This window comes from Ignatzschineria larvae DSM 13226 (assembly GCF_038500265.1).
GTDB classification, from domain to species: Bacteria; Pseudomonadota; Gammaproteobacteria; order Cardiobacteriales; family Wohlfahrtiimonadaceae; genus Ignatzschineria; species Ignatzschineria larvae.
Genome location: NZ_CP150637.1, coordinates 1,402,678 through 1,422,304, shown reverse-complemented (window position 1 = coordinate 1,422,304; position 19,627 = coordinate 1,402,678). Strand labels below are relative to the sequence as shown.

Below are 19,627 nucleotides of genomic sequence, written 5' to 3'. Positions count from 1 at the left end.
GAACTAGATTTTTCCTTTCTTTTTGGATTTTAATCTATTGTTCACTGCCGCATAGGCAGCTTAGAAAAACAATAATGAGCGATTGCCACCTTTGCAACAGTTCACTGCCGCATAGGCAGCTTAGAAATATTTGTGTTGTTCTAGGTAGATCTTTTAAAAGTTCACTGCCGCATAGGCAGCTTAGAAAAGTACAAGAATTACTACAGATATAGAAACTGAGTTCACTGCCGCATAGGCAGCTTAGAAACCCTTTCTTGTATCTCTTTAATATTGTCAAAAGTTCACTGCCGCATAGGCAGCTTAGAAATTCTCCAAACGCAAGTGGACTGACCAACATAAGTTCACTGCCGCATAGGCAGCTTAGAAACTTACTATGACGTAAACTAGATCATATTTTGAAGAATCAGAACAAAAAGATCTTGATCAAAAGACATGACAATAAATGGTTATGAGGCATCGTAAAACTCACGAATAAAAATGAGCTCTATTTAGATACGGTGTTCTTTACAAGAGATCGGGAAGTTCAAAAAGAACTAGAGAGATAGACTCATTTAAAAACGATAGACGATAAAAAACCTTAGAAGGTAGAGCTCCCACTCATCTACACATGGATCATGTCTTGTGACAAGGCCTACGGCAGGGAGATTCACCGTGTTTCTTCTAAGGTCCATCTTTATAATAACGAATATCTAAGAAGGTGACAATATGATTGATATTCAATTCATCATTGATTCTAAAGAGTTACAAAATCAGTGAGATCAATTAGCTGAGCGATGTACTCAGCGCCAACCACTGATGAGACAGATTGCCGGAATGATGGAAGCTGGTGTACAAGATAACTTTCGTGCCGGCAGTCGGCCAAAGTGGGCTCCGGTTCGCCGAGGTGGTTTGCCTCTTACATTAACTGAACATCTCGCCGGGAGTATCAGTTCAGCGTCTAATAGCGATAGCACCGTAGTTATTCGCAGTTTAGAAAAATCGTAATGACATCTAGGCAGAAGGCTTGCTTTATCTATACAGTTATGAATACCGATATATTCGGTATTAGTGGGGGTTAATGACATCAAGCAACAATGAAATATGTTGTCGACTCTGTTAGATCAAAGGGGATAGATTTAAAGGTATCCCCTTGTATCGTATTATTTTTAGGCAGATAAAGGCTATACATTTGTAGTTTTTGTGATAGACTTGCGAAACGTTTGCGGTGGGATAAAAGTCCTATTCTTCATATTAACTTACAGCACATTTTGAGTTTTCGGTATATTTTTTCTTCTTGCGTAAGTAGACCATTTCACCATTCATCACCGCCTTGGTTAGATTTCTCTTTAGGGATTTCTTGCAAGATTAACGTCACGGGCTATCTATTCACTTTTTCCTAACAAGTTGATTCCTATTAATTTTTTTAGTTGATGGATCCTTGAGCTTATTGAGCTTTTCATCATCTGCCTTAGGCTGAGCTTTTATTGAAGGGATGGATAGATAGAATTTTCTCCTCTTTTTTCGACTTTGTGAGGAAAATAATCATATGACTATTGAAGTATCCCCTGTTGAAGCTGTACCTACTAGAATGCCTACTTTAATCGAGGCATTAATTCCCATTGTTTTTATGATGTTTGCCTTAGTTATTGGCATATTCTTTTGGGGGGTAAGCCCTCATATTCCCCTATTACTGAGTGTTTGTGTGGCGATTTTAGTCGCGATGCGCCTAGGTTTTAAATGGAAAGCGATTGAAACCGGGATGTTAGATGCGGTGCGTTTAGCACTGCAAGCGATCGTCATTCTAATCGTGATCGGCACGATTATTGCTTCGTGGATTGCCGGCGGTATTGTACCAACCTTGATCTATTATGGACTCAATCTTTTAGCACCTGAATACTTCTTAGTGGCCGCTTGTGCGATCTGTTGTATTATTTCCATTGCTTCGGGTAATGCTTGGACCGCGGCGGGAACTATTGGGATTGCTATTATGGGAATCGGCTTCGGCCTTGGAATTCCTGCTGAAATGGTGGCGGGCGCTGTGATTTCTGGTGCATATTTTGGTGATAAAATCTCACCGCTCTCTGAATCAACGAACCTTGCGCCGGGGATTGTCGGCGTAGATCTCTTTGAGCATATTCGTTATATGCTCTATACCACGATTCCGGCATTGGTAATCTCTCTAATTCTTTTTACCATTTTAGGGTTTACGATCTCGGCGGATTTCAGTAACACTGCCGCAACGAACTTTACGTTACAGCAAGATCTTAAAGATATTTTTGTCATCAGTCCTTGGCTATTATTGGTACCGGCATCGATCATTATTGTAATGATCTTCCGTATTCCGGCATTCCCGGGCTTAATGATGGGCTCTATTCTCGGCGTTCTTTGTGCGATTTTTGTACAGGGTGCAGAGCCAAGTATGGTTTTAACAGCACTTTATGATGGTTACTCGATTCAAGTGGCGAATGAAACCTTGAATGAGCTTTTGAATAATGGCGGAATTGTCTCTGTCTTTGCCACTGTATCACTTGTGATTATTGCGATGTGTTTCGGCGGTATTTTAGAGTTTACCGGCATATTCCAAACAATTGTATTTAGTATTGTTAAATTAGCGAAAACAACGAGAAGTCTTATTATCACAACGGTGGTGACTTGTATTACCGGCAATATTGTTGGGTGTGATCAATATATGTCGATTATTATTCCGGGCAGAATGTATGCCGAAGAGTATCGCAAACGGGGTATTAAGGGCAAAGTGCTCTCTCGGACGTTAGAAGATGCCGGCACAATGACCTCGCCACTGATTCCTTGGAATACTTGTGGTGCCTTTATGGCAACAACGTTAGGGGTTGCGACCTTTAGTTATCTTCCTTATACCTTTTTATGTCTATTAAGCCCTGTGATTGCAATTATCTATGCGGTGAGTGGTTTTACCATTGAGTATTATGAAGATGGGGAAGCACCGAAAAAAGTTCGACGTTTTAGAATGGCGAAACGAATCTAAAATAATCTCTATTATTCAGATTAAGCAAATAGAGCACTTCATGCTGAGGTGCTTTTTGTTGTCTAAAAGTTAAAGACTTTGAGTTTTTTATTTGCGGGCGCGAGGTTTGTCTGGATTTGCAAGTATTCTTTCCCGCCGGGAATCAGATTGAATTTGCAATGACTAGAAGATTCATCTCATCGCCGGGAGGGAACGATCGTGCGATTGCCACAATCTTGCGCCGGCAAGTAGGGTGATTCCTTAATGCCAAAAGATAGAGATGATTGCCGAGAGATTAAGAATCGCTCATCTGCGGGCGCGAGGTTTATCTGGATTTACACGCATTCTCTCCCACCGAGAATCAGATTTGACTAGTAATGATTAAGAAGATTAATCTCATCGCCGGGAGGAATGATCGCGCTCTTGCCACAATCTTGCGCCGGCAAGTAGGGCATTTCTGAATGCCGAAAGATATTTTGATTTCAGTAAATTACTTGGATTATTCTGATAGAGATGATTGCCGAGAGATTAAGAATCGCTCATCTGCGGGCGCGTGATTTGTCTGGATTTGCAAGTATTCTTTCCCGCCGGGAATCAGATTGAATTTGCAATGACTAGAAGATTAATCTCATCGCCGGGGGAATGATCGCGCTCTTGCCACAATCTTGCGCCGGCAAGTAGGATACTTCTTAATGCTGAAAGATGTTGTGATAGTAATAATTTATGCTGGTAGATGTGACGGTTATCAATACTAAGGATTATTCACTATTATTTGTTTTTCACAAAAAAGCATCATCTCTGCACAAATTCTATTTAAAATCTTTAATTAGCCTATGCAAAAGTTAAATATAATGTAAAATAGCAATCATTATCATTCGTGTTAACGTTTCATTTGTAAAAGGAAAAGGCTTTTGTTCATGAGAATACATTTTTGGGTTCTCATTCTCATTGTATTATCTGTGATCTCTCTCTTTGTAGGAGTCATCAATATTTCTGTGAATGACCTCTTTCATCTGACAGATGCGCAAAAACAGACGATCTTAATTAGTCGCTTGCCGAGATTGATTGCGATTCTGATTGCCGGCGCTAGCCTCTCGATTAGTGGCCTCATTATGCAAAAGTTGAGTCAAAATCCTTTTGTCTCGCCGACAACGGCAGGAACAATGGAATCTGCACGATTGGGGATTTTAGTAGCTATCCTTTTTGTCCCTGGCGCTTCGCCACTTTTGAAAATGGCTCTGGCTTTTATCTTTGCATTGGGTGGAACCTATATATTTGTTCAAATTCTCAATCGTATTCGCTATAAAGATGCGATATTTATTCCGCTGATTGGCCTGATGTTTGGCGGTATTATCGGTTCTATTTCCACCTTTATTGCTTATAAATATGATCTCATTCAAAATCTAGCTTCTTGGCTCATCGGCGATTTTTCTATGGTAATGGCAGGGCGCTATGAGTTGATCTATATTGCCGTTCCCTTGATGGTGATTGCTTATCTCTACGCACATCAATTCTCTATTGCCGGTATGGGACAAGATTTTGCTAAAAACTTAGGGCTTAAATATCAACAAGTGGTCAATATCGGTCTTGCTATTGTGGCAATGGTGAGTGCTTCGGTGATTTTAACGGTTGGTATGATTCCATTTTTAGGGCTAATTGTGCCGAATATTGTGTCACTCTATCGGGGCGATAATATTCGGGCTACCTTGCCATTTACCGCTATTTTAGGCGCAATTATCGTTTTAATATGTGACATTGCTGGACGCTTAATTATCTATCCTTATGAAATTCCTATTAGTGTTATGATTGGTATTGTCGGGAGTATTGCTTTTATCTGGCTTCTCTTTAAGAAGGTAGGTTCGGCATGATTCAGACACAAAATGGCTTACAACGAGGCCTAAGTCATCGCACCAAATTGATTATTTTAGCGATTCTAGCGATGGCTTCCGTTGCGCTCTATCTCTTTTATCAGTTAGGGAGTAATTGGGATTACGTCTTACCGCGTAGAGGTTATAAAGTGGGCGCAATGGTGATTGCCGGCAGTGCTATTGCATTTTCGACGGTTATTTTCCAGACGGTGACACATAATCGCATTTTAACACCTAGTATTATGGGGCTCGATTCACTCTATCTGTTGGTGCAAACCATTTTAGTCTTTTTCTTAGGTGGCAAGAGCTTTGCGATGATGGGGAGCGTACCGCTCTTTTTCATCTCTGTTGGAGTATTAGTCTTCTTCTCATTAATCCTGTTTAGAGGCGTTTTAGGGAAAGAAGGTCGATCGGTTTACTTCTTGCTATTAGTCGGGATCATTTTTGGCGCACTCTTTCAGAGCCTTTCAACCTTTATGCAGGTATTGATTGATCCGAATGAGTTTCTGATTGTTCAAGATAAGATGTTTGCAAGTTTTAACAATGTGCAGGTGAAATTAATTTGGTGGGCTTTGGGGATTTTAGGCGTTGTATTTTTAGCCTATCTACCGATGATTAAATATCTTGATGTGTTAACACTTGGGCGAGATCAATCGCTCAATTTAGGTGTGCCTTACCAAAAAATAGTGATGGTTTCGCTAATTGTAGTGGCGATCTTCACTGCGGTGTCTACTGCACTCATTGGTCCCATTACCTTTTTGGGATTATTAGTGGCCAATCTAGGGTATGAAGTACTCAAGACCTATCGCCATACGATTTTGTTAATGGGTACGGTATTGATCAGTATTATTGCATTGGCATTTGGACAGTTATTAGTAGAACGTGTCTTTAGTTTTTCAACGACATTGAGTGTGATTATCAACTTTATTGGGGGAATCTACTTTATGTATCTATTGTTAAGAGGGAGTCGTTAAATGATTACAGTCGAACATATTTCTAAATCTTTTGGTCATAAAAAGGTCGTAGATGATGTCTCTTTAACAATTCCTGCGAATAAGATTACTTCTCTCATTGGTCCTAATGGTGCAGGCAAAAGTACATTACTTGGCATTATGAGCAGAATTTTAACTCCAGACAGTGGTCAGGTGGTGATTGATGATGTACCGATTACCGCCTGGAAAGAGGAAGATCTTGCGAAAAAGATCTCGATTCTAAAACAGGCAAATCATCTTAATTTGCGGATTACGGTACGGGAACTCGTCACTTTTGGGCGTTTCCCTTATTGCAAAGGTCGTCCCACAGCAGAAGATCAGCGCTATATTGATGAAGCCATCGAATATATGGGGCTTGTGGATCTACAACATAAATATATTGCCGAGCTTAGTGGCGGTCAGCGTCAATGTGCTTTCATTGCAATGGTGGTAGCCCAAAATACAGAGATTATTTTCCTAGATGAGCCCCTTAATAACCTTGATATGAAGCACTCAGTAGAGATTATGCAAGTACTTCGTAAGCTCGTTGATGAAAAGGGCAAAACAGTCGTGATCGTGATTCATGATATTAACTTCGCCTCTTGCTATTCCGATCATATTATCTCGCTCAAACAAGGTGCATTAGTGCATGAAGGGGATACCGCTTCGATGATCGATAGTAAAATTTTACGGGATATTTATGATATGGAGATTCCTATTCAGATGGTGGATAACCGCCGAATCTGTGTCTATTTTTCTTAAATAGCGCTTGTGAAAATAATTTTGTTAAAACAAGAGCAGAGAAGTGACTTTTAAAGCAACAATAGATCAACAATAATTCAAAATTATAAAGTCACACTATTGATTCCCAATAGAGATTCAAAATAGAGATTTAAGATATTCAAATTAAAAACTTTAGTACCAATTTTAGTTCATTTTAATGATTAATAACAAGGAGTAACACCCATGAAAAAATTGAATAAGGCGATTATCGCATCCACTTTAGCGCTACTATTAGTGGCTTGCGGTGATGATAAAGCACCACAAACAGAGAGTAATGCAACTGCTTCAACTACAGCGGCAGCGACAACAGCACCTGCGAAAACTGTAACCATCAAACACGCTTCAGGCGAAACTGTGGTTCCTCTTAATCCAGAGCGCGTTGTGGTCTTTGATTTTGGGACTTTAGATACGCTAGAAGCGCTCGATATTGATGTTATTGGTCTTCCTAGAGCGAATATGCCGGCGTATCTCTCAAGCTACGATAATGGTAAATATCTCGATTTTGGTACTTTAAAAGAGCCAAATTTTGAAGCCATTCATGGGGCAAAGCCTGATTTTATTGTGATTTCGCATCGTCAAGCGCCGCTTTATGAGCAGTTTTCTGAGATTGCACCTACAATTAATTTAGCGATTGATAATAAGCATTATCTTGATTCTGTAACTGGTAATATGAAAACGTTAGGTCAAATTTTCGGTAAAGAAGGGGAAGCAGAGAAAGAGATTAAGGCTATTGAGCAGAAAGTTGCAGATGTTCGTGCGCAAACTGCGAATATGGATGAAAACGCTCTTATTTTACTAGTAAATGATGGCAAAATTAGTGCTTATGGTCCTGGTTCCCGTTTTGGGTTAATCCATGATGTGTTAGGTATGAAACCTGCAGATCCCTCTATCAAGGCGGAATCAACTCATGGACAAACTGTTTCATTTGAATATGTGATGGACTTAAATCCGGATTATATCTTTGTCGTAGATCGTAGTGCTGTTGTAGGCAATAGCGATAGTTCGGCGAAACAAGTGGTGGAAAATGATCTTGTGAAAAACACCAATGCTTATAAAAATGGCAAAATTATCTACCTTGATCCAAACGTATGGTATCTCTCAGGTGGCGGATTTAAATCCACAGAAACAATGATTGATGATGTACAAAATGCCATCAAAAAATAAGTTATCGATTAGTAATCGTTAGCAATAATCGTTAGTAATCGAAACGATAGAAAATGCCTTTAATAACCTTTAAGATGCCTTGCGCGTATCAGAGGATTTAAAGGCATTTTGCATTTCATCTTTCAAATAAAAGTTCATTCTCGGCGGGAGGGAATGCTTGCAAGTCCAGATAAAGCAAGCGCCCGCAGATAAGTGATTCTTAATCTCTCGGTATTGAGAAATGCCACAATTGCCGGCGCGGGATTTAGGGAAGAACGGGATTATTCACTCAGGCGATAGGATAAACTGCCTTGGTGATTTCAAATAAAAGTTCATTCTCGGCGGGAGGGAATGCTTGCAAGTCCAGATAAAGTGAACGCCCGCAGATAAGCGATTTTAATCTCTCGATATTGAAAAAGTGCCACAATTGCCGGCGCGGGATTTAGGGAAGAACGGGATCATTCGCTCCGGCGATGGGAGAAATTGTCTGAGTCATTTCATATCTTTAAAAAGGCAATAATGCTAATACATCATACGCCGGAACTTCATAGGGATGGGCTTCTTTCATAGCTTTAATAGCTTCTTCAATCAGTGGCTTAGCAACGACTAATTCCACCCGCCATTCAGGGACAATTTTTAGTGTATCAATAGTACCAGAGTACGGATGACTGCCGGGAAGTGGTTTAAATTGTCCTTGACCTAATGTTTGCCAAGCGCAATGACTATAATGACCGATTTGACCGCCACCGGCAGCAAAAATTGCCTCTTTGACAGATTCAAGATGAGATTCCGGGACGAAAAAGATGAGTTTATACATAATCAGAAATACCTTCTGTCTGTGAAAGGTTATATAGTAAATTGGGTTTAAGAAAAATGTTTTTTAAACAGCTATTACGGGGTTTTAAAAGAGCATAAAAGCTGACTCACCAACACTTGCAAGATGCCAGATAGAACAAGCTTTCTTACCTCGATCAACCGATGCGCCGGCATTTAAATAATGCTTATTTTGAACCGATATCATCTACATTGATCTCTATTTTTTGGTAAGATGAGCCACAAATCATAGCCCGCTTTCATCAATATCACACTTTTTATAATAGAGATCAATATCAGATGCACCCATTCAGAAATAGCATACTACTGCTTGCCACATTGAGTCTACTTTCGGCTTGTAGTACAACATCAATGCCGGGGAAGAGGGTCGAGTTACGCATTGCTTCTCAAATGGTGGATTGTGTCGGCGTTGTGCCTCAAAAGTGTCTATTGGTTGAAACAATTTCCGAGGGGAATGGATCAAAAGAAAACAGCTTCGTTAATTCGAGTGGGGATCGGCCTGATTGGCACTATTTCTATCAAACAATAGAAGGTTTTGAATATCAGCCGGGTTATGAGTACCGGCTCTCAGTGCAGGTTGTGCCGGAATCTTTCGATCAAAATGATGTGGCAGATCGATCCTCTATTCGCTATCAGCTGATTAAAGTTATTTCGAAAGTCGCCGGAGAATCTCATCATTTACCGAAAACGCATCACTATAATGTTGCGCCTCGCCGGTCTTAATAGGGGCGGCTATGGAGTTTTACTATAATCCCCCGATTGAACCTTGGCTCGATATTCTCTATCAAGATGATGATATTATGGTGGTCAATAAGCCGGCAGAGTTTCTCTCGGTGCCGGGTAAAGGAGCCGAGTTACATGATAGTGTTATTTCCCGCGTGCAATGGCAATATCCCTATGCGGAAACGGTTCATAGATTAGATATGTCAACGAGTGGGATATTAGTGATTGCGCTCACAAAAGAAGCCGAGCGGGAATTAAAACGGCAATTTCGAGAGCGAGAAACGGAGAAAGCCTATATTGCCGATGTTTGGGGCATTATAGAAGAAGATGGAGGTTTGATTGATCTGCCACTCATTTGTAATTGGCCGGAAAGACCGAAACAGATGGTCTGCTTTGAGCGAGGGAAATCAGCAAAAACGCTTTATCAGGTGATTCATCGAGATATTGCGCATAACTATACGCGCGTCTCTCTTGTTCCCATTACCGGGCGCTCTCATCAATTGCGAGTTCATCTGTTAAGTATTGGTCATGTGATTTTAGGGGATCGCTTTTATGCCACCGGTGAAGCTTACTATTGCCGGGATCGATTAGCACTTCATGCTTATCAGTTACAATTTTCACACCCCATAACAAAAGAAAGGCTCACGTTTAGTTGTGAGCCTCCCTTTTAGTCTCTTAGAATCTATGGATTACTCAAGTGGTTGACCGGCAGTCTCTTTGACTAAGAGTAGCGCAATCAAGCTCACAAGCCCGGTTACAATGACATAAAATGCTGGTGAAAGCGGATTATCTGTCCAGCCGATCAGAAGCGTAACAAAGAATTGGGCAAAGCCACCAAAGATCATGACGGTGAAGCTATAAGAGATCGAAAGCCCTGTTGCGCGAATACGGCTAGGGAAGATCTCAGCACAGAGCACGATACTGGCAATACCATTACCGATCAGGAAGAAAGCAAGAATTGCTACAACGATAAAGAGCATATAAGGCTCGGGATACTTGTTGATTAAGACAAAGGCAGGGTAGATGAAGAGCACAATCCCCATACGTGTCCAGAAGATCATCTGTTTACGACCAATTTTATCGGTCAAAATCCCCATAAATGGTGAGAGCACAACTTGGACTAAACCTGAAACCGTGACTGCCCAAACAGTATATTTAAAGTCCATTTTAAGCTGTGTTGCTGCGTAGTTCGCCATATAGTAAGCGATGATATAGGTGGATGCAGTAATTCCAAGAATGATCAATACGCCAGCAAGAAGCGTTTTCCAATAATCTTGAAATAACTCTTTTAAAATAGCTTTCTCTTGGGAAGGATCTTTATCCTCTTCTTTTGTTTCCGGTAAGTTGCGACGGATATAGAGTGCAATCGGAATAATGATTAATCCTACCGCAAATGCCGCACGCCAGCCCCAAAGTGTGAGTGCTTCTTCTGAGAGAATTAATCCTAAGATACCACCAATGAGCGAAGCTAAGAGTTTATTGAGGTTTTGGCTAAACATCTGCCAGCTGCCATAAAAGGCGCGATTATTGTTGTCCGCATATTCCATTAACATAGCGGTAGATGAGCCTAATTCTCCACCTAATGAGAAGCCTTGTAGTAAGCGAGCCGAGATAATCAGAATCGGTGCTGCAATCCCTATCGTTTCATAGGTGGGTGTTAGGACGAATATTAACGTTCCTAATCCCATTAAAAAGAGAGTCAATAATAGTGCCGGTTTTCGGCCATATTTATCGGCATAAAGACCGATACAGACAGCCCCTAAAGGGCGGGTTACAAAGCCAACGCCAATCGTTGCAAAGGTGAGTAGTAATTTGGCAAATTCATTATCTGCTGGGAAGTAAAGTTTACCAATTAAGACGGCAAATACCGTATAGATGCCAAAATCATAGAACTCGATAGCATTCCCCATAGTAATGCCGGCAACATTCTTGATTCTAGCCCCGCGGCTGTCATTTTTTGAAACAGTAATCACGTTAAATCTCCTCATAGCCCTAGTGGGCTGATGAAATGGTGAGTAAAGGAGCCTGATTTTAACAAGTCACATTCATAGGCATATTGCGTAAATTATAACTATGTCATTTACTTATTTCAGGCTCGACAAAAGACCACATAATGTAGCCATGTAAATATCAATTAGATTGATTGTAGAAAGATTGTATAAAAGGGTTAAGTAGAGGCGATCAAGCAGAGTGAAGTTGCAAGATCGCTCTTATAGAGAATCATTTATCATTATTGCTCTTTATAAGAGCTCAAGATAACACAGCCTTAATTAATGCTACTGTTTAGGGCAAAAAGCGTAGACTAAATTGACCCAATAATGAGCGACAATAGGAATCAGTGCATCATTAAAATCATATTTGGGATTGTGTACAGAGCAGCTGTAAGTTCCTGTATCGCCATTACCCACAAAGAGATAGCACGCAGGCACTTCATTTGCAAAAAATGCAAAGTCTTCACTTGCTGTCATTGCCGGAAAATCTTCGATGATCTTTTCATCGCCTAAAACCTGACGAGCCACATTCTGCGCAAATTCTGTTTCTGCGGCATGATTATAAAGAATAGGGTACGAACGAATATAATCAATCGTTGCCGAAGCACCAAAACTGGCGGCTTGTCCATTAATAATCTCTTTAACCCGTGCTTCTACTTGATCTTGTGTTGAAGGATCGAGATTACGAATAGAGAGCTGCATCGTGGCAGTTTCGGGAATGACATTAAAGGTCTGTCCTGCATGAATAGAGCCCACTGAAATAACTGTCATTTTCAGAGGATCAACATTTCGGGATACGACTGTTTGCAAGCTCATGACGATAGAAGAGGCCACAACAATCGGATCAATAGAGAACTGCGGCATTGCGCCATGTCCACCCTTACCGGTAATAGTGACAGTAACTCGATCAGAAGAAGCCATCGCGGAGCCTGCTTTAAAGCCAAAGTGCCCGGCAGGGAATCCCGGCATATTATGAAAACCAAACATTGCATCACATGGAAATTGCTGTAGCGCACCATCAGCAATCATCGCTTTAGCACCGCCAAGCCCCTCTTCAGCAGGTTGGATATAGAGATTTACCGTACCTTGAAAATGGGGATTCTCTGCAAGATATTGTGCCGCAGCCAATAAGGTTGAAGTATGTCCATCATGACCACAAGCATGCATTTTGCCAGGATTTTGACTTTTATGAGCAAAGTTATTCTCTTCGGTAATCGGGAGCGCATCCATATCCGCACGTAAACCAATAGTCGGACCATCGCCTGTTGAGAGCTGAGCAACCATCCCTGTTTTACCGAATCCTCTAGTCACTTTATAGCCCCAAGCAGTTAACTTCTCGGCTACAAGGTTACTTGTTTCGACTTCTTCAAATCCTAGTTCTGGATGTTGATGCAGATAATGACGAATTTTGGTCATCTCTTCAGCAATCGTCTGCATTCCCGGCAATAACGACATGATCATTCACTCCTTTGGTTTTTTATTGTTATGATTTATCTGTGTGACTTTTTAGTAATAGCAAAAAAAATGTAAATGAGTGTATAGCATATCTTGTTTTTTTATTGAAAATAGTTGTGATAATTTTTTGTACTGCTAAAGACACGATTATTATCACTAGATCCATGTGCTATATATGGTCATATATAGCATCTAATTAGGGGTTGCTTATGATTATGTCATTGATTAGGAGGAGATAGAGAGATGGGGAAAGATAAATCAGTCATCACATCAAGTCAGAATTCTTTAAAAGAGAAGGGAAGTTTTGCTCAAGATATAAGGATTTACTTAACGAAGAAAGGTATCTCCCTCTCGCCTCGAATCTACTTTATTCAAGCATTGAGCTATATGGCACTTGGCTTATTCTCATCGTTATTGATCGGCTTGATCTTAAAAACGATCGGCGACAAGCTCGGTATCACGACTTTGAGCGATATTGGTCAATTTGCGATGGATAGTAAAATTGTCGGTGGTGCGATTGGGGTTGCGATTGCTAGTAGTTTGCAAGCACCGCCACTGATTCTCTTCTCGGCACTATTTGTCGGGGCGATTGGTAATCAATTAGGGGGTCCTGCCGGCGCGTATGTCGCGGTACTTTTAAGCGTAGAGATCAGTAAATTATGCTATCAAGTGACCAAGCTCGATATTATTTTAATACCCTTGATCATGCTGCTTGTAGGTTATGGTTTAGCGCATTTAGTGGGGATTCCGGTCAGCCATCTCATGCAGCGTTTAGGGCAGTTGATTAATTGGGCAACCACCCAAGAGCCTTTCAGTATGAGTATTATTGTAGCGCTTCTGATGGGGCTAGCTTTGACTGCGCCGATCTCAAGTGCGGCACTTGCTTTTATGCTCGGCTTAGAGGGCTATGCTGCCGGCGCTGCGGTGATTGGTTGTAGTGCGCAGATGATTGGATTTGCCACGATAAGTTATCGTGATAATAGTTTTGGGGCTGTTATTGCCCAAGCGATTGGCACTTCAATGCTCCAGATCGCAAATATCATCAAAAATCCTTGGATCTTACTGCCTCCTACATTGGCCGGTATGATTGTCGCTCCTATCGGTATTCTGCTTTTTGAGATGAAAAATAATCCCGCAGGCGCTGGAATGGGAACGAGTGGTTTTGTGGGGCAATTTATGGCATTTGAGACGATGGGTTTTTCTTGGTCTGTTGGTTTTGCGGTACTGCTTTGCCATATTGTATTGCCTGCATTATTCGCTTGGTGTATCGCTTATTTGTTGAGAAAAATGAGGCGGATTCAAGATGGTGATTTAGCGCTTAATTATCAGTAATTATTCTGTTTACTTTCCCCAATTAAGTGCCGATGTAGGATCAGCCTGATGCAATAATGATCAAGATAGCAGAATAGGATGAAGAAGATCAGACTTGTACATTCAAGCGGTGTTATCATAGCTAAAGGGAGTGCTCAAGGAAGTGCATTATCCGCCTTCCATTTTCACAATTTTATTTTGTAATTTCCATCATTTATTAAGGAGCTTCAATATGTCAAATAGAACAGGTATTACAATGGGTGGCAATCCTATTACATTATTAGGAACAGAAGCGGTTGTAGGGGAGAAAGCACCGCAATTTACCGTAGTGGATAATGGTTTAAACCCCGTTACATTGGCTAATTTTGCCGGTAAAGTGAAATTGATCTCTGTTGTTCCCTCTATCGACACGGGTGTTTGCTCAATCCAAACAAAGCGCTTTGAAGAAGAAGTGGCGAAGTTAGAGAATGTGGCGATGATCACAATTTCAGTAGATCTTCCTTTTGCGCAAAAACGCTTTGCGACAGAAAATAATCTTACACACAATCAACTTCTCTCAGACTACCAAACCCACGATTTTGGAATCGAGTATGGCTTTGAGATTGAGAATCTCGCACTCTTAGCGCGTGGTGTTGTGGTGATCGATCAAGATGACGTAATCCGCTATGTGGAATATGTCAAAGAAGTGACGACTGAGCCTGATTATGAGGCGGCGTTAAGTGTGGTAAAGGTACTCTAGCTACAAATATCAATTAAAGATAAAATCAAACGACAACATAGAGCCTAGGAAATATTCCTAGGTTTTTTATTGTTGTATATTTGTTCAAATATCGAGTGAATCTATCAAAATATCAAAAAAGTCATATCTATTTACATTCCTTTCCTTTTTTTACTTTTAGGCTTCAAATAAACAAACTATTTCTGGTATTTTTTGTTTATATTTTTTATTTTTGTTTCGAAAAAACTCTATTAAATTAATTGAAAGTATTGATAGAGCAGTAAGTTGAAGTTTTCCTCCTAAAACATCTCTATTTTTTTTGTAAAAAAAAGAATAAATAAGTAAAATAATATTCTTTAAAATGAATGTATTGGTGAAAAAGACGTTATGAATAGAATATATAGTGTTGTATGGAGTTATCTTAAAAAGGATTATGTTGTTACATCTGAGTTGGTGGCTCAAAAACGAGCGACATCGAGTGTTGGCAATGCAACTATTGTGGCATTTACATTAATTTCTCTCTTTGGGGGGCCTGCACTTGCTCAAGAAACTTCTCTGGAAGCTGATAATATCAGCGATAAGGGGATAGCATTAGACTCTATCGTGATGCTTCCACAAAACTCTATCAATGAAATTGTGCATAAAAGTACTGAAGAAGAGTATGCTTTAGAAGAGGAAGATGAAAAACAAATTAAGAAAATTAGATTAGCTAATTCTCAGCCTAGCATTTTATTGAAAAGTGGGAGATTAATTGATGATACTAATTCCCAAAATATTGGATCGTTATTGCCTAAAAATAATGCTTTCACTATAGGAGAGGGGGCTACAATAGACTTTTCAAGTATAACTAATAGTTCTGATACAGAGCTTTATCCTAATACAATCGTTGGGGCTATGGCAATAGGGTATAATGCAATATCTCAGCATGGCAGAGCTATAGCGATTGGGCAGGAGGCTAAGGCTACAACAGCTGATGGTCTTGCACTAGGGTATAAAGCTCAATCAGGAATAACTTCCGATAATGTTACGTATGGAAGAGCATCGATTGCTATAGGCAAAGGTGCCCAAGCCTATTTTGACAGTTCAATTGCTATTGGTGACGGAGCGAAAGTAAGTTCAAATAAAGGGCTTGGTAAAGAAACCCATCATTTAAAGAGTATAGCAATTGGAGCCTCTGCAACAGCAAATCATAAGTTTGCTATAGCATTAGGGTCATCCGCATCTGTTAATGGAGAGTCTGCGGTAGCAATAGGGAATGGCGCCACTACAGCAGCAGATCGAGGTATTGCCCTAGGCTATCAAGCAAGATCGGGAGAGGACACTCCAGGTATGCTATATGGCCCAAATGCAATTGCTATAGGAGCTGAGTCTTTTGCTAGAAGTAATGGGAGTATTGCGATTGGAATAAAATCTAACACAAAAGCTGTAAATTCTGTAGCAATAGGGGTAGAAGCTACAGTAAAAGACGGCGCTACTTGGGGTATTGCAATAGGTCATAAGGCGACCTCTCAATTGACTGATGCAATTGCAATAGGTGCTTCATCTATAGCTGGTAAAGGGGCTATATCGATAGGGGAAAGATCTGAATCTAAAGCAGAAGGATCTGTAGCAATTGGGGCTAAATCTAAAGCAACATTAGAAAATACCGTATCATTTGGTAATGATACGCTCCAACGTAAATTAGTGAATGTCGCAGATGGTTCGGTCAAAAAGGATTCTAAAGAAGCAGTCACAGGTGGTCAATTATATGTGCTTGGTACAGGTGTTGCTACAGTTTTAGGTGGCGGTGCTCAGTTTGATAATGGAGTTTGGACTGCTCCTGATTTCTCAGGTGCTTTAGGTGCTAAAGAAGGTACTATTAAAGATGTTAATGCTGGCTTTGCGCATGTTAAAGGCGAATTTGATAAGACAAATAAAAATGTGACAGATGTTACAACTGCTTTAGGTATAGATGATGGTAAATGGTCGGTGAAGCTAAATGGATCAGATAGTGAGACTACGACAGTGAAATCAGCTATTGAGAATATAGATGGTCGAGTAATGAGTAACAAAGTTGCATCTGATGCTAATAAAAAGTCAGCGGAGGATTTAACGCAAGCTTTAGGTGGCGGTGCTTCTGTAGGTGCAAATGGTGTAGTTACTGCCCCGAGTTATGAGTTTAAAGATAAGAGTAAGCATGTAACAGTAGGTTCAGCTTTAACCAATTTAGATGGTCGAGTAGTTTCAAATAGTGAAAGTATCGAGAGTATCGAGAATAAAGTATCTGCGGGCACTTTAGGTTTAGTGCAATTATCAACAGATAAGAAATCCTTAGTAATTGCCCCAGAAGCGAATAGTGCTGAAACTTTCAATATTGCTAAAAAAGATGAAAATCGTAGCTTAACTGGTGTTGCTCGAGGTAAAGCAGATAATGATGCGGTCAATTTTTCCCAGATTAAGGATGTTACAACTGCCTTAGGTGGCGGTGCTCAGTTTGATAATGGAGTTTGGACTGCTCCTGATTTCTCAGGTGCTTTAGGTGCTAAAGAAGGTACTATTAAAGATGTTAATGCTGGCTTTGCGCATGTTAAAGGCGAATTTGATAAGACAAATAAAAATGTGACAGATGTTACAACTGCTTTAGGTATAGATGATGGTAAATGGTCGGTGAAGCTAAATGGATCAGATAGTGAGACTACGACAGTGAAATCAGCTATTGAGAATATAGATGGTCGAGTAATGAGTAACAAAGTTGCATCTGATGCTAATAAAAAGTCAGCGGAGGATTTAACGCAAGCTTTAGGTGGCGGTGCTTCTGTAGGTGCAAATGGTGTAGTTACTGCCCCGAGTTATGAGTTTAAAGATAAGAGTAAGCATGTAACAGTAGGTTCAGCTTTAACCAATTTAGATGGTCGAGTAGTTTCAAATAGTGAAAGTATCGAGAGTATCGAGAATAAAGTATCTGCGGGCACTTTAGGTTTAGTGCAATTATCAACAGATCAACAATCTTTAGTAATATCGTCACAGGCGGATAGTGCTAAGACTTTCAATATTGCTAAATCAGATGAATCTAGCCGTACTTTAACTGGTGTTTCTCGAGGTAAAGCAGATAATGATGCGGTCAATTTTTCCCAGATTAAGGATGTTACAACTGCCTTAGGTGGCGGTGCTCAGTTTGATAATGGAGTTTGGACTGCTCCTGATTTCTCAGGTGCTTTAGGTGCTAAAGAAGGTACTATTAAAGATGTTAATGCTGGCTTTGCGCATGTTAAAGGCGAATTTGATAAGACAAATAAAAATGTGACAGATGTTACAAACGCCTTGGGCGGTTTAGAAACCAATGGAACTTGGGAGTTAAAGCTTGGTAAAGAAGGAAGTAAAGCAACAGTCACTGATGTTAAAGCAGCTTTTGAAAATATAGATGGTCGAGTGGTTTCAAATAGTGAAAGTATCGAGAATATCGAGAATAAAGTATCTGCGGGCACTTTAGGTTTAGTGCAATTATCAACAGATAAGCAATCCTTAGTGATTGCCCCAGAAGCGAATGGTGCTGAAACTTTTAATATTGCTAATGCAGATCAAGGTCGCACACTTACAGGTTTAGCAGATGGGGCTATTACTGATATTTCTAAAGATGCAATTAATGGCTCACAGCTTTACAGTGCAAATCGAAATGTAGCTACCGCCTTAGGTGGCGATGCTAAGCTTGATGGAAATGGTCAGTTAACTGGCGTTGATTTCTCAGGTGCTTTCGGTAAGGGGAAAGGCTCTATTACAACGGTCTATGCAGGATTTGAAAACTTAGATGGCCGTATCAAGGCATTAGATGGGCAGATGAGTAATGTGGTGAATCGTGTTGATGATTTAGAAACTGGTAAATCAGGTATTATTCAAGTAGAAGATAACAATAAACCTTTAGGAAAAAATGATCAAAATCATACCTTAGTGGATAGCAATTTCCCAGCTAGTTCTGAAAAGAATACAGGGAATAAAGATGGCCAAATTATTATTAATAATGGACTTGCAGGAAATGGTGATTTTAACATTGCGCAAGATAACGGCAACGGAGATGGTCGTAAATTGACGGGGTTAGCAAATGGTTCTATTGCCGAAAACTCTAAAGATGCGGTGACAGGAGGTCAATTAAATCAGACGCAGGATGCTATTGGTAAGCTACTCGGTGGAGGAGCGAAGATAGATAGTAATGGTAATGTTTATTACGATGAAAATGGTGCAGCATTAACCGTGAATGGACAGGGATATAAAACTGTGGCTGAAGCGATTGAAGCGATTGATCAAGGCTCGCTCTTTAGGGTGCAAGGTGAGGAGATTGTTGTTAATGGCGCAACAGGTGCAACCTCTGTGAATTTCAGTAATGGTGATAGTAACAGAGTGATTAAAGGTGTTGCTGATGGTAATATTGCTGAGAATTCCAAAGAGGTTGTGAATGGAGGTCAGTTATGGGCGCTTGATCAAAAAGTGGATCGTGAAGTTACTAGCATTAATAATACTTTAAGTCACTATAATACTCGTCTTAATAATATTGAAAAAACAGTTCATCAAAACCGTAAGATTGCGAGTGCTGGTGTTGCTGGCGCAATGGCAATGAGTTCTATGCCTTATGTTGAAACAGCAAAATATTCTTTTGGTATGGGGACTGCAGTATATGATGGTGAAGCGGCTATTTCTGCGGGATTCACTTTCAAAATTGGAGATAGAAGCTTGTTACGTATTAATGCCTCATACGACACTCAAAATAAAGCAGGTGTTGGTATTGGCGTTGCGTTTGGTTGGGATTAATTAATAATTTTGCAAGTTTATTTAAAAGTATAAATATTATTAATGCTAATAAGGTGGTTTTGATGAATATCATAGCCACCTTTTTTATG

The 19,627-nt window shown here is 40.2% G+C and carries 14 protein-coding genes and 1 CRISPR repeat array; of the genes, 11 read left to right on the top strand and 3 right to left on the bottom strand.

Annotated elements, in window-relative coordinates:
• Nucleotides 1-38: 38 nt before the first annotated feature.
• A CRISPR array of direct repeats spans nucleotides 39-367; the repeat unit is 29 nt; unit sequence AGTTCACTGCCGCATAGGCAGCTTAGAAA.
• A gap of 428 nt (nucleotides 368-795) precedes the next feature.
• The 6 genes from WMO13_RS05845 to WMO13_RS05820 all read left to right on the top strand — a co-directional run bounded on the left by WMO13_RS05845 (nucleotide 796) and on the right by WMO13_RS05820 (nucleotide 7,748).
• Complete coding sequence (locus WMO13_RS05845) at nucleotides 796-984, top strand: hypothetical protein (RefSeq protein ID WP_156923255.1); 189 nt, start codon at nucleotides 796-798, stop codon at nucleotides 982-984.
• Nucleotides 985-1,525: 541 nt separating this feature from the next.
• Nucleotides 1,526-2,983, top strand: a complete 1,458-nt coding sequence (gene nhaC, locus WMO13_RS05840) for a Na+/H+ antiporter NhaC (protein ID WP_051396152.1) — start codon at nucleotides 1,526-1,528, stop codon at nucleotides 2,981-2,983.
• Nucleotides 2,984-3,879: 896 nt separating this feature from the next.
• A complete protein-coding gene (locus tag WMO13_RS05835) occupies nucleotides 3,880-4,830 on the top strand; it encodes an ABC transporter permease (protein ID WP_026878624.1) in 951 nt (316 codons plus the stop codon).
• Nucleotides 4,827-5,804: an iron chelate uptake ABC transporter family permease subunit gene (locus WMO13_RS05830; protein ID WP_034855473.1), complete on the top strand. Its 978-nt coding sequence runs from the start codon at nucleotides 4,827-4,829 to the stop codon at nucleotides 5,802-5,804. Before WMO13_RS05835 ends, WMO13_RS05830 begins: the two co-directional genes overlap by 4 nt.
• The gene (locus WMO13_RS05825; protein WP_026878622.1) at nucleotides 5,805-6,563 is read left to right on the top strand and encodes an ABC transporter ATP-binding protein; all 759 of its coding nucleotides are present in this window, start codon (nucleotides 5,805-5,807) and stop codon (nucleotides 6,561-6,563) included.
• A gap of 204 nt (nucleotides 6,564-6,767) precedes the next feature.
• A complete protein-coding gene (locus tag WMO13_RS05820; RefSeq protein ID WP_026878621.1) occupies nucleotides 6,768-7,748 on the top strand; it encodes a siderophore ABC transporter substrate-binding protein in 981 nt (326 codons plus the stop codon).
• A 484-nt stretch (nucleotides 7,749-8,232) separates the two neighbouring features.
• Here the strand turns inward: WMO13_RS05820 and WMO13_RS05815 are convergent, their stop codons facing one another.
• Complete coding sequence (locus WMO13_RS05815; protein WP_026878620.1) at nucleotides 8,233-8,544, bottom strand: YqfO family protein; 312 nt, start codon at nucleotides 8,542-8,544, stop codon at nucleotides 8,233-8,235.
• A 296-nt stretch (nucleotides 8,545-8,840) separates the two neighbouring features.
• Here WMO13_RS05815 and WMO13_RS05810 point away from each other — a divergent pair, with 296 nt between their 5' ends.
• Together WMO13_RS05810 and rluA are read left to right on the top strand one after the other, a co-directional pair.
• Nucleotides 8,841-9,284: a DUF4377 domain-containing protein gene (locus WMO13_RS05810; RefSeq protein ID WP_084331448.1), complete on the top strand. Its 444-nt coding sequence runs from the start codon at nucleotides 8,841-8,843 to the stop codon at nucleotides 9,282-9,284.
• 11 nt (nucleotides 9,285-9,295) lie between these two features.
• Nucleotides 9,296-9,955 (top strand): bifunctional tRNA pseudouridine(32) synthase/23S rRNA pseudouridine(746) synthase RluA, encoded by a 660-nt coding sequence (gene rluA, locus WMO13_RS05805; protein WP_026878619.1) that lies wholly within the window; start codon nucleotides 9,296-9,298, stop codon nucleotides 9,953-9,955.
• Between the two features lie 18 nt (nucleotides 9,956-9,973).
• Here the strand turns inward: rluA and WMO13_RS05800 are convergent, their stop codons facing one another.
• A complete protein-coding gene (locus tag WMO13_RS05800; protein WP_026878618.1) occupies nucleotides 9,974-11,257 on the bottom strand; it encodes an MFS transporter in 1,284 nt (427 codons plus the stop codon).
• Nucleotides 11,258-11,560: 303 nt separating this feature from the next.
• Nucleotides 11,561-12,736, bottom strand: coding sequence for a M20 aminoacylase family protein (locus WMO13_RS05795; protein WP_026878617.1), 1,176 nt, complete (start codon nucleotides 12,734-12,736; stop codon nucleotides 11,561-11,563).
• 237 nt (nucleotides 12,737-12,973) lie between these two features.
• On the opposite strand from WMO13_RS05795, the gene WMO13_RS05790 reads away from it, so the two are divergent.
• The 3 genes from WMO13_RS05790 to WMO13_RS05780 all read left to right on the top strand — a co-directional run bounded on the left by WMO13_RS05790 (nucleotide 12,974) and on the right by WMO13_RS05780 (nucleotide 19,538).
• Nucleotides 12,974-14,062: a PTS transporter subunit IIC gene (locus WMO13_RS05790; protein WP_084331447.1), complete on the top strand. Its 1,089-nt coding sequence runs from the start codon at nucleotides 12,974-12,976 to the stop codon at nucleotides 14,060-14,062.
• 211 nt (nucleotides 14,063-14,273) lie between these two features.
• Nucleotides 14,274-14,780 (top strand): thiol peroxidase, encoded by a 507-nt coding sequence (gene tpx / locus WMO13_RS05785; RefSeq protein WP_026878615.1) that lies wholly within the window; start codon nucleotides 14,274-14,276, stop codon nucleotides 14,778-14,780.
• A gap of 366 nt (nucleotides 14,781-15,146) precedes the next feature.
• Complete coding sequence (locus tag WMO13_RS05780) at nucleotides 15,147-19,538, top strand: ESPR-type extended signal peptide-containing protein (RefSeq protein ID WP_342386817.1); 4,392 nt, start codon at nucleotides 15,147-15,149, stop codon at nucleotides 19,536-19,538.
• Nucleotides 19,539-19,627 lie beyond the last annotated feature (89 nt).

Coding starts and splice junctions, on each gene's coding strand:
- WMO13_RS05815 (WP_026878620.1), bottom strand. CDS start 8,544: ATGTATAAACTCATCTTTTTCGTCCCGGAATCTCATCTTGAATCTGTC.
- WMO13_RS05810 (WP_084331448.1), top strand. CDS start 8,841: ATGCACCCATTCAGAAATAGCATACTACTGCTTGCCACATTGAGTCTA.
- WMO13_RS05825 (WP_026878622.1), top strand. CDS start 5,805: ATGATTACAGTCGAACATATTTCTAAATCTTTTGGTCATAAAAAGGTC.
- tpx (WP_026878615.1), top strand. CDS start 14,274: ATGTCAAATAGAACAGGTATTACAATGGGTGGCAATCCTATTACATTA.
- WMO13_RS05835 (WP_026878624.1), top strand. CDS start 3,880: ATGAGAATACATTTTTGGGTTCTCATTCTCATTGTATTATCTGTGATC.
- WMO13_RS05820 (WP_026878621.1), top strand. CDS start 6,768: ATGAAAAAATTGAATAAGGCGATTATCGCATCCACTTTAGCGCTACTA.
- rluA (WP_026878619.1), top strand. CDS start 9,296: ATGGAGTTTTACTATAATCCCCCGATTGAACCTTGGCTCGATATTCTC.
- WMO13_RS05845 (WP_156923255.1), top strand. CDS start 796: ATGAGACAGATTGCCGGAATGATGGAAGCTGGTGTACAAGATAACTTT.
- WMO13_RS05795 (WP_026878617.1), bottom strand. CDS start 12,736: ATGATCATGTCGTTATTGCCGGGAATGCAGACGATTGCTGAAGAGATG.
- nhaC (WP_051396152.1), top strand. CDS start 1,526: ATGACTATTGAAGTATCCCCTGTTGAAGCTGTACCTACTAGAATGCCT.
- WMO13_RS05790 (WP_084331447.1), top strand. CDS start 12,974: ATGGGGAAAGATAAATCAGTCATCACATCAAGTCAGAATTCTTTAAAA.
- WMO13_RS05780 (WP_342386817.1), top strand. CDS start 15,147: ATGAATAGAATATATAGTGTTGTATGGAGTTATCTTAAAAAGGATTAT.
- WMO13_RS05830 (WP_034855473.1), top strand. CDS start 4,827: ATGATTCAGACACAAAATGGCTTACAACGAGGCCTAAGTCATCGCACC.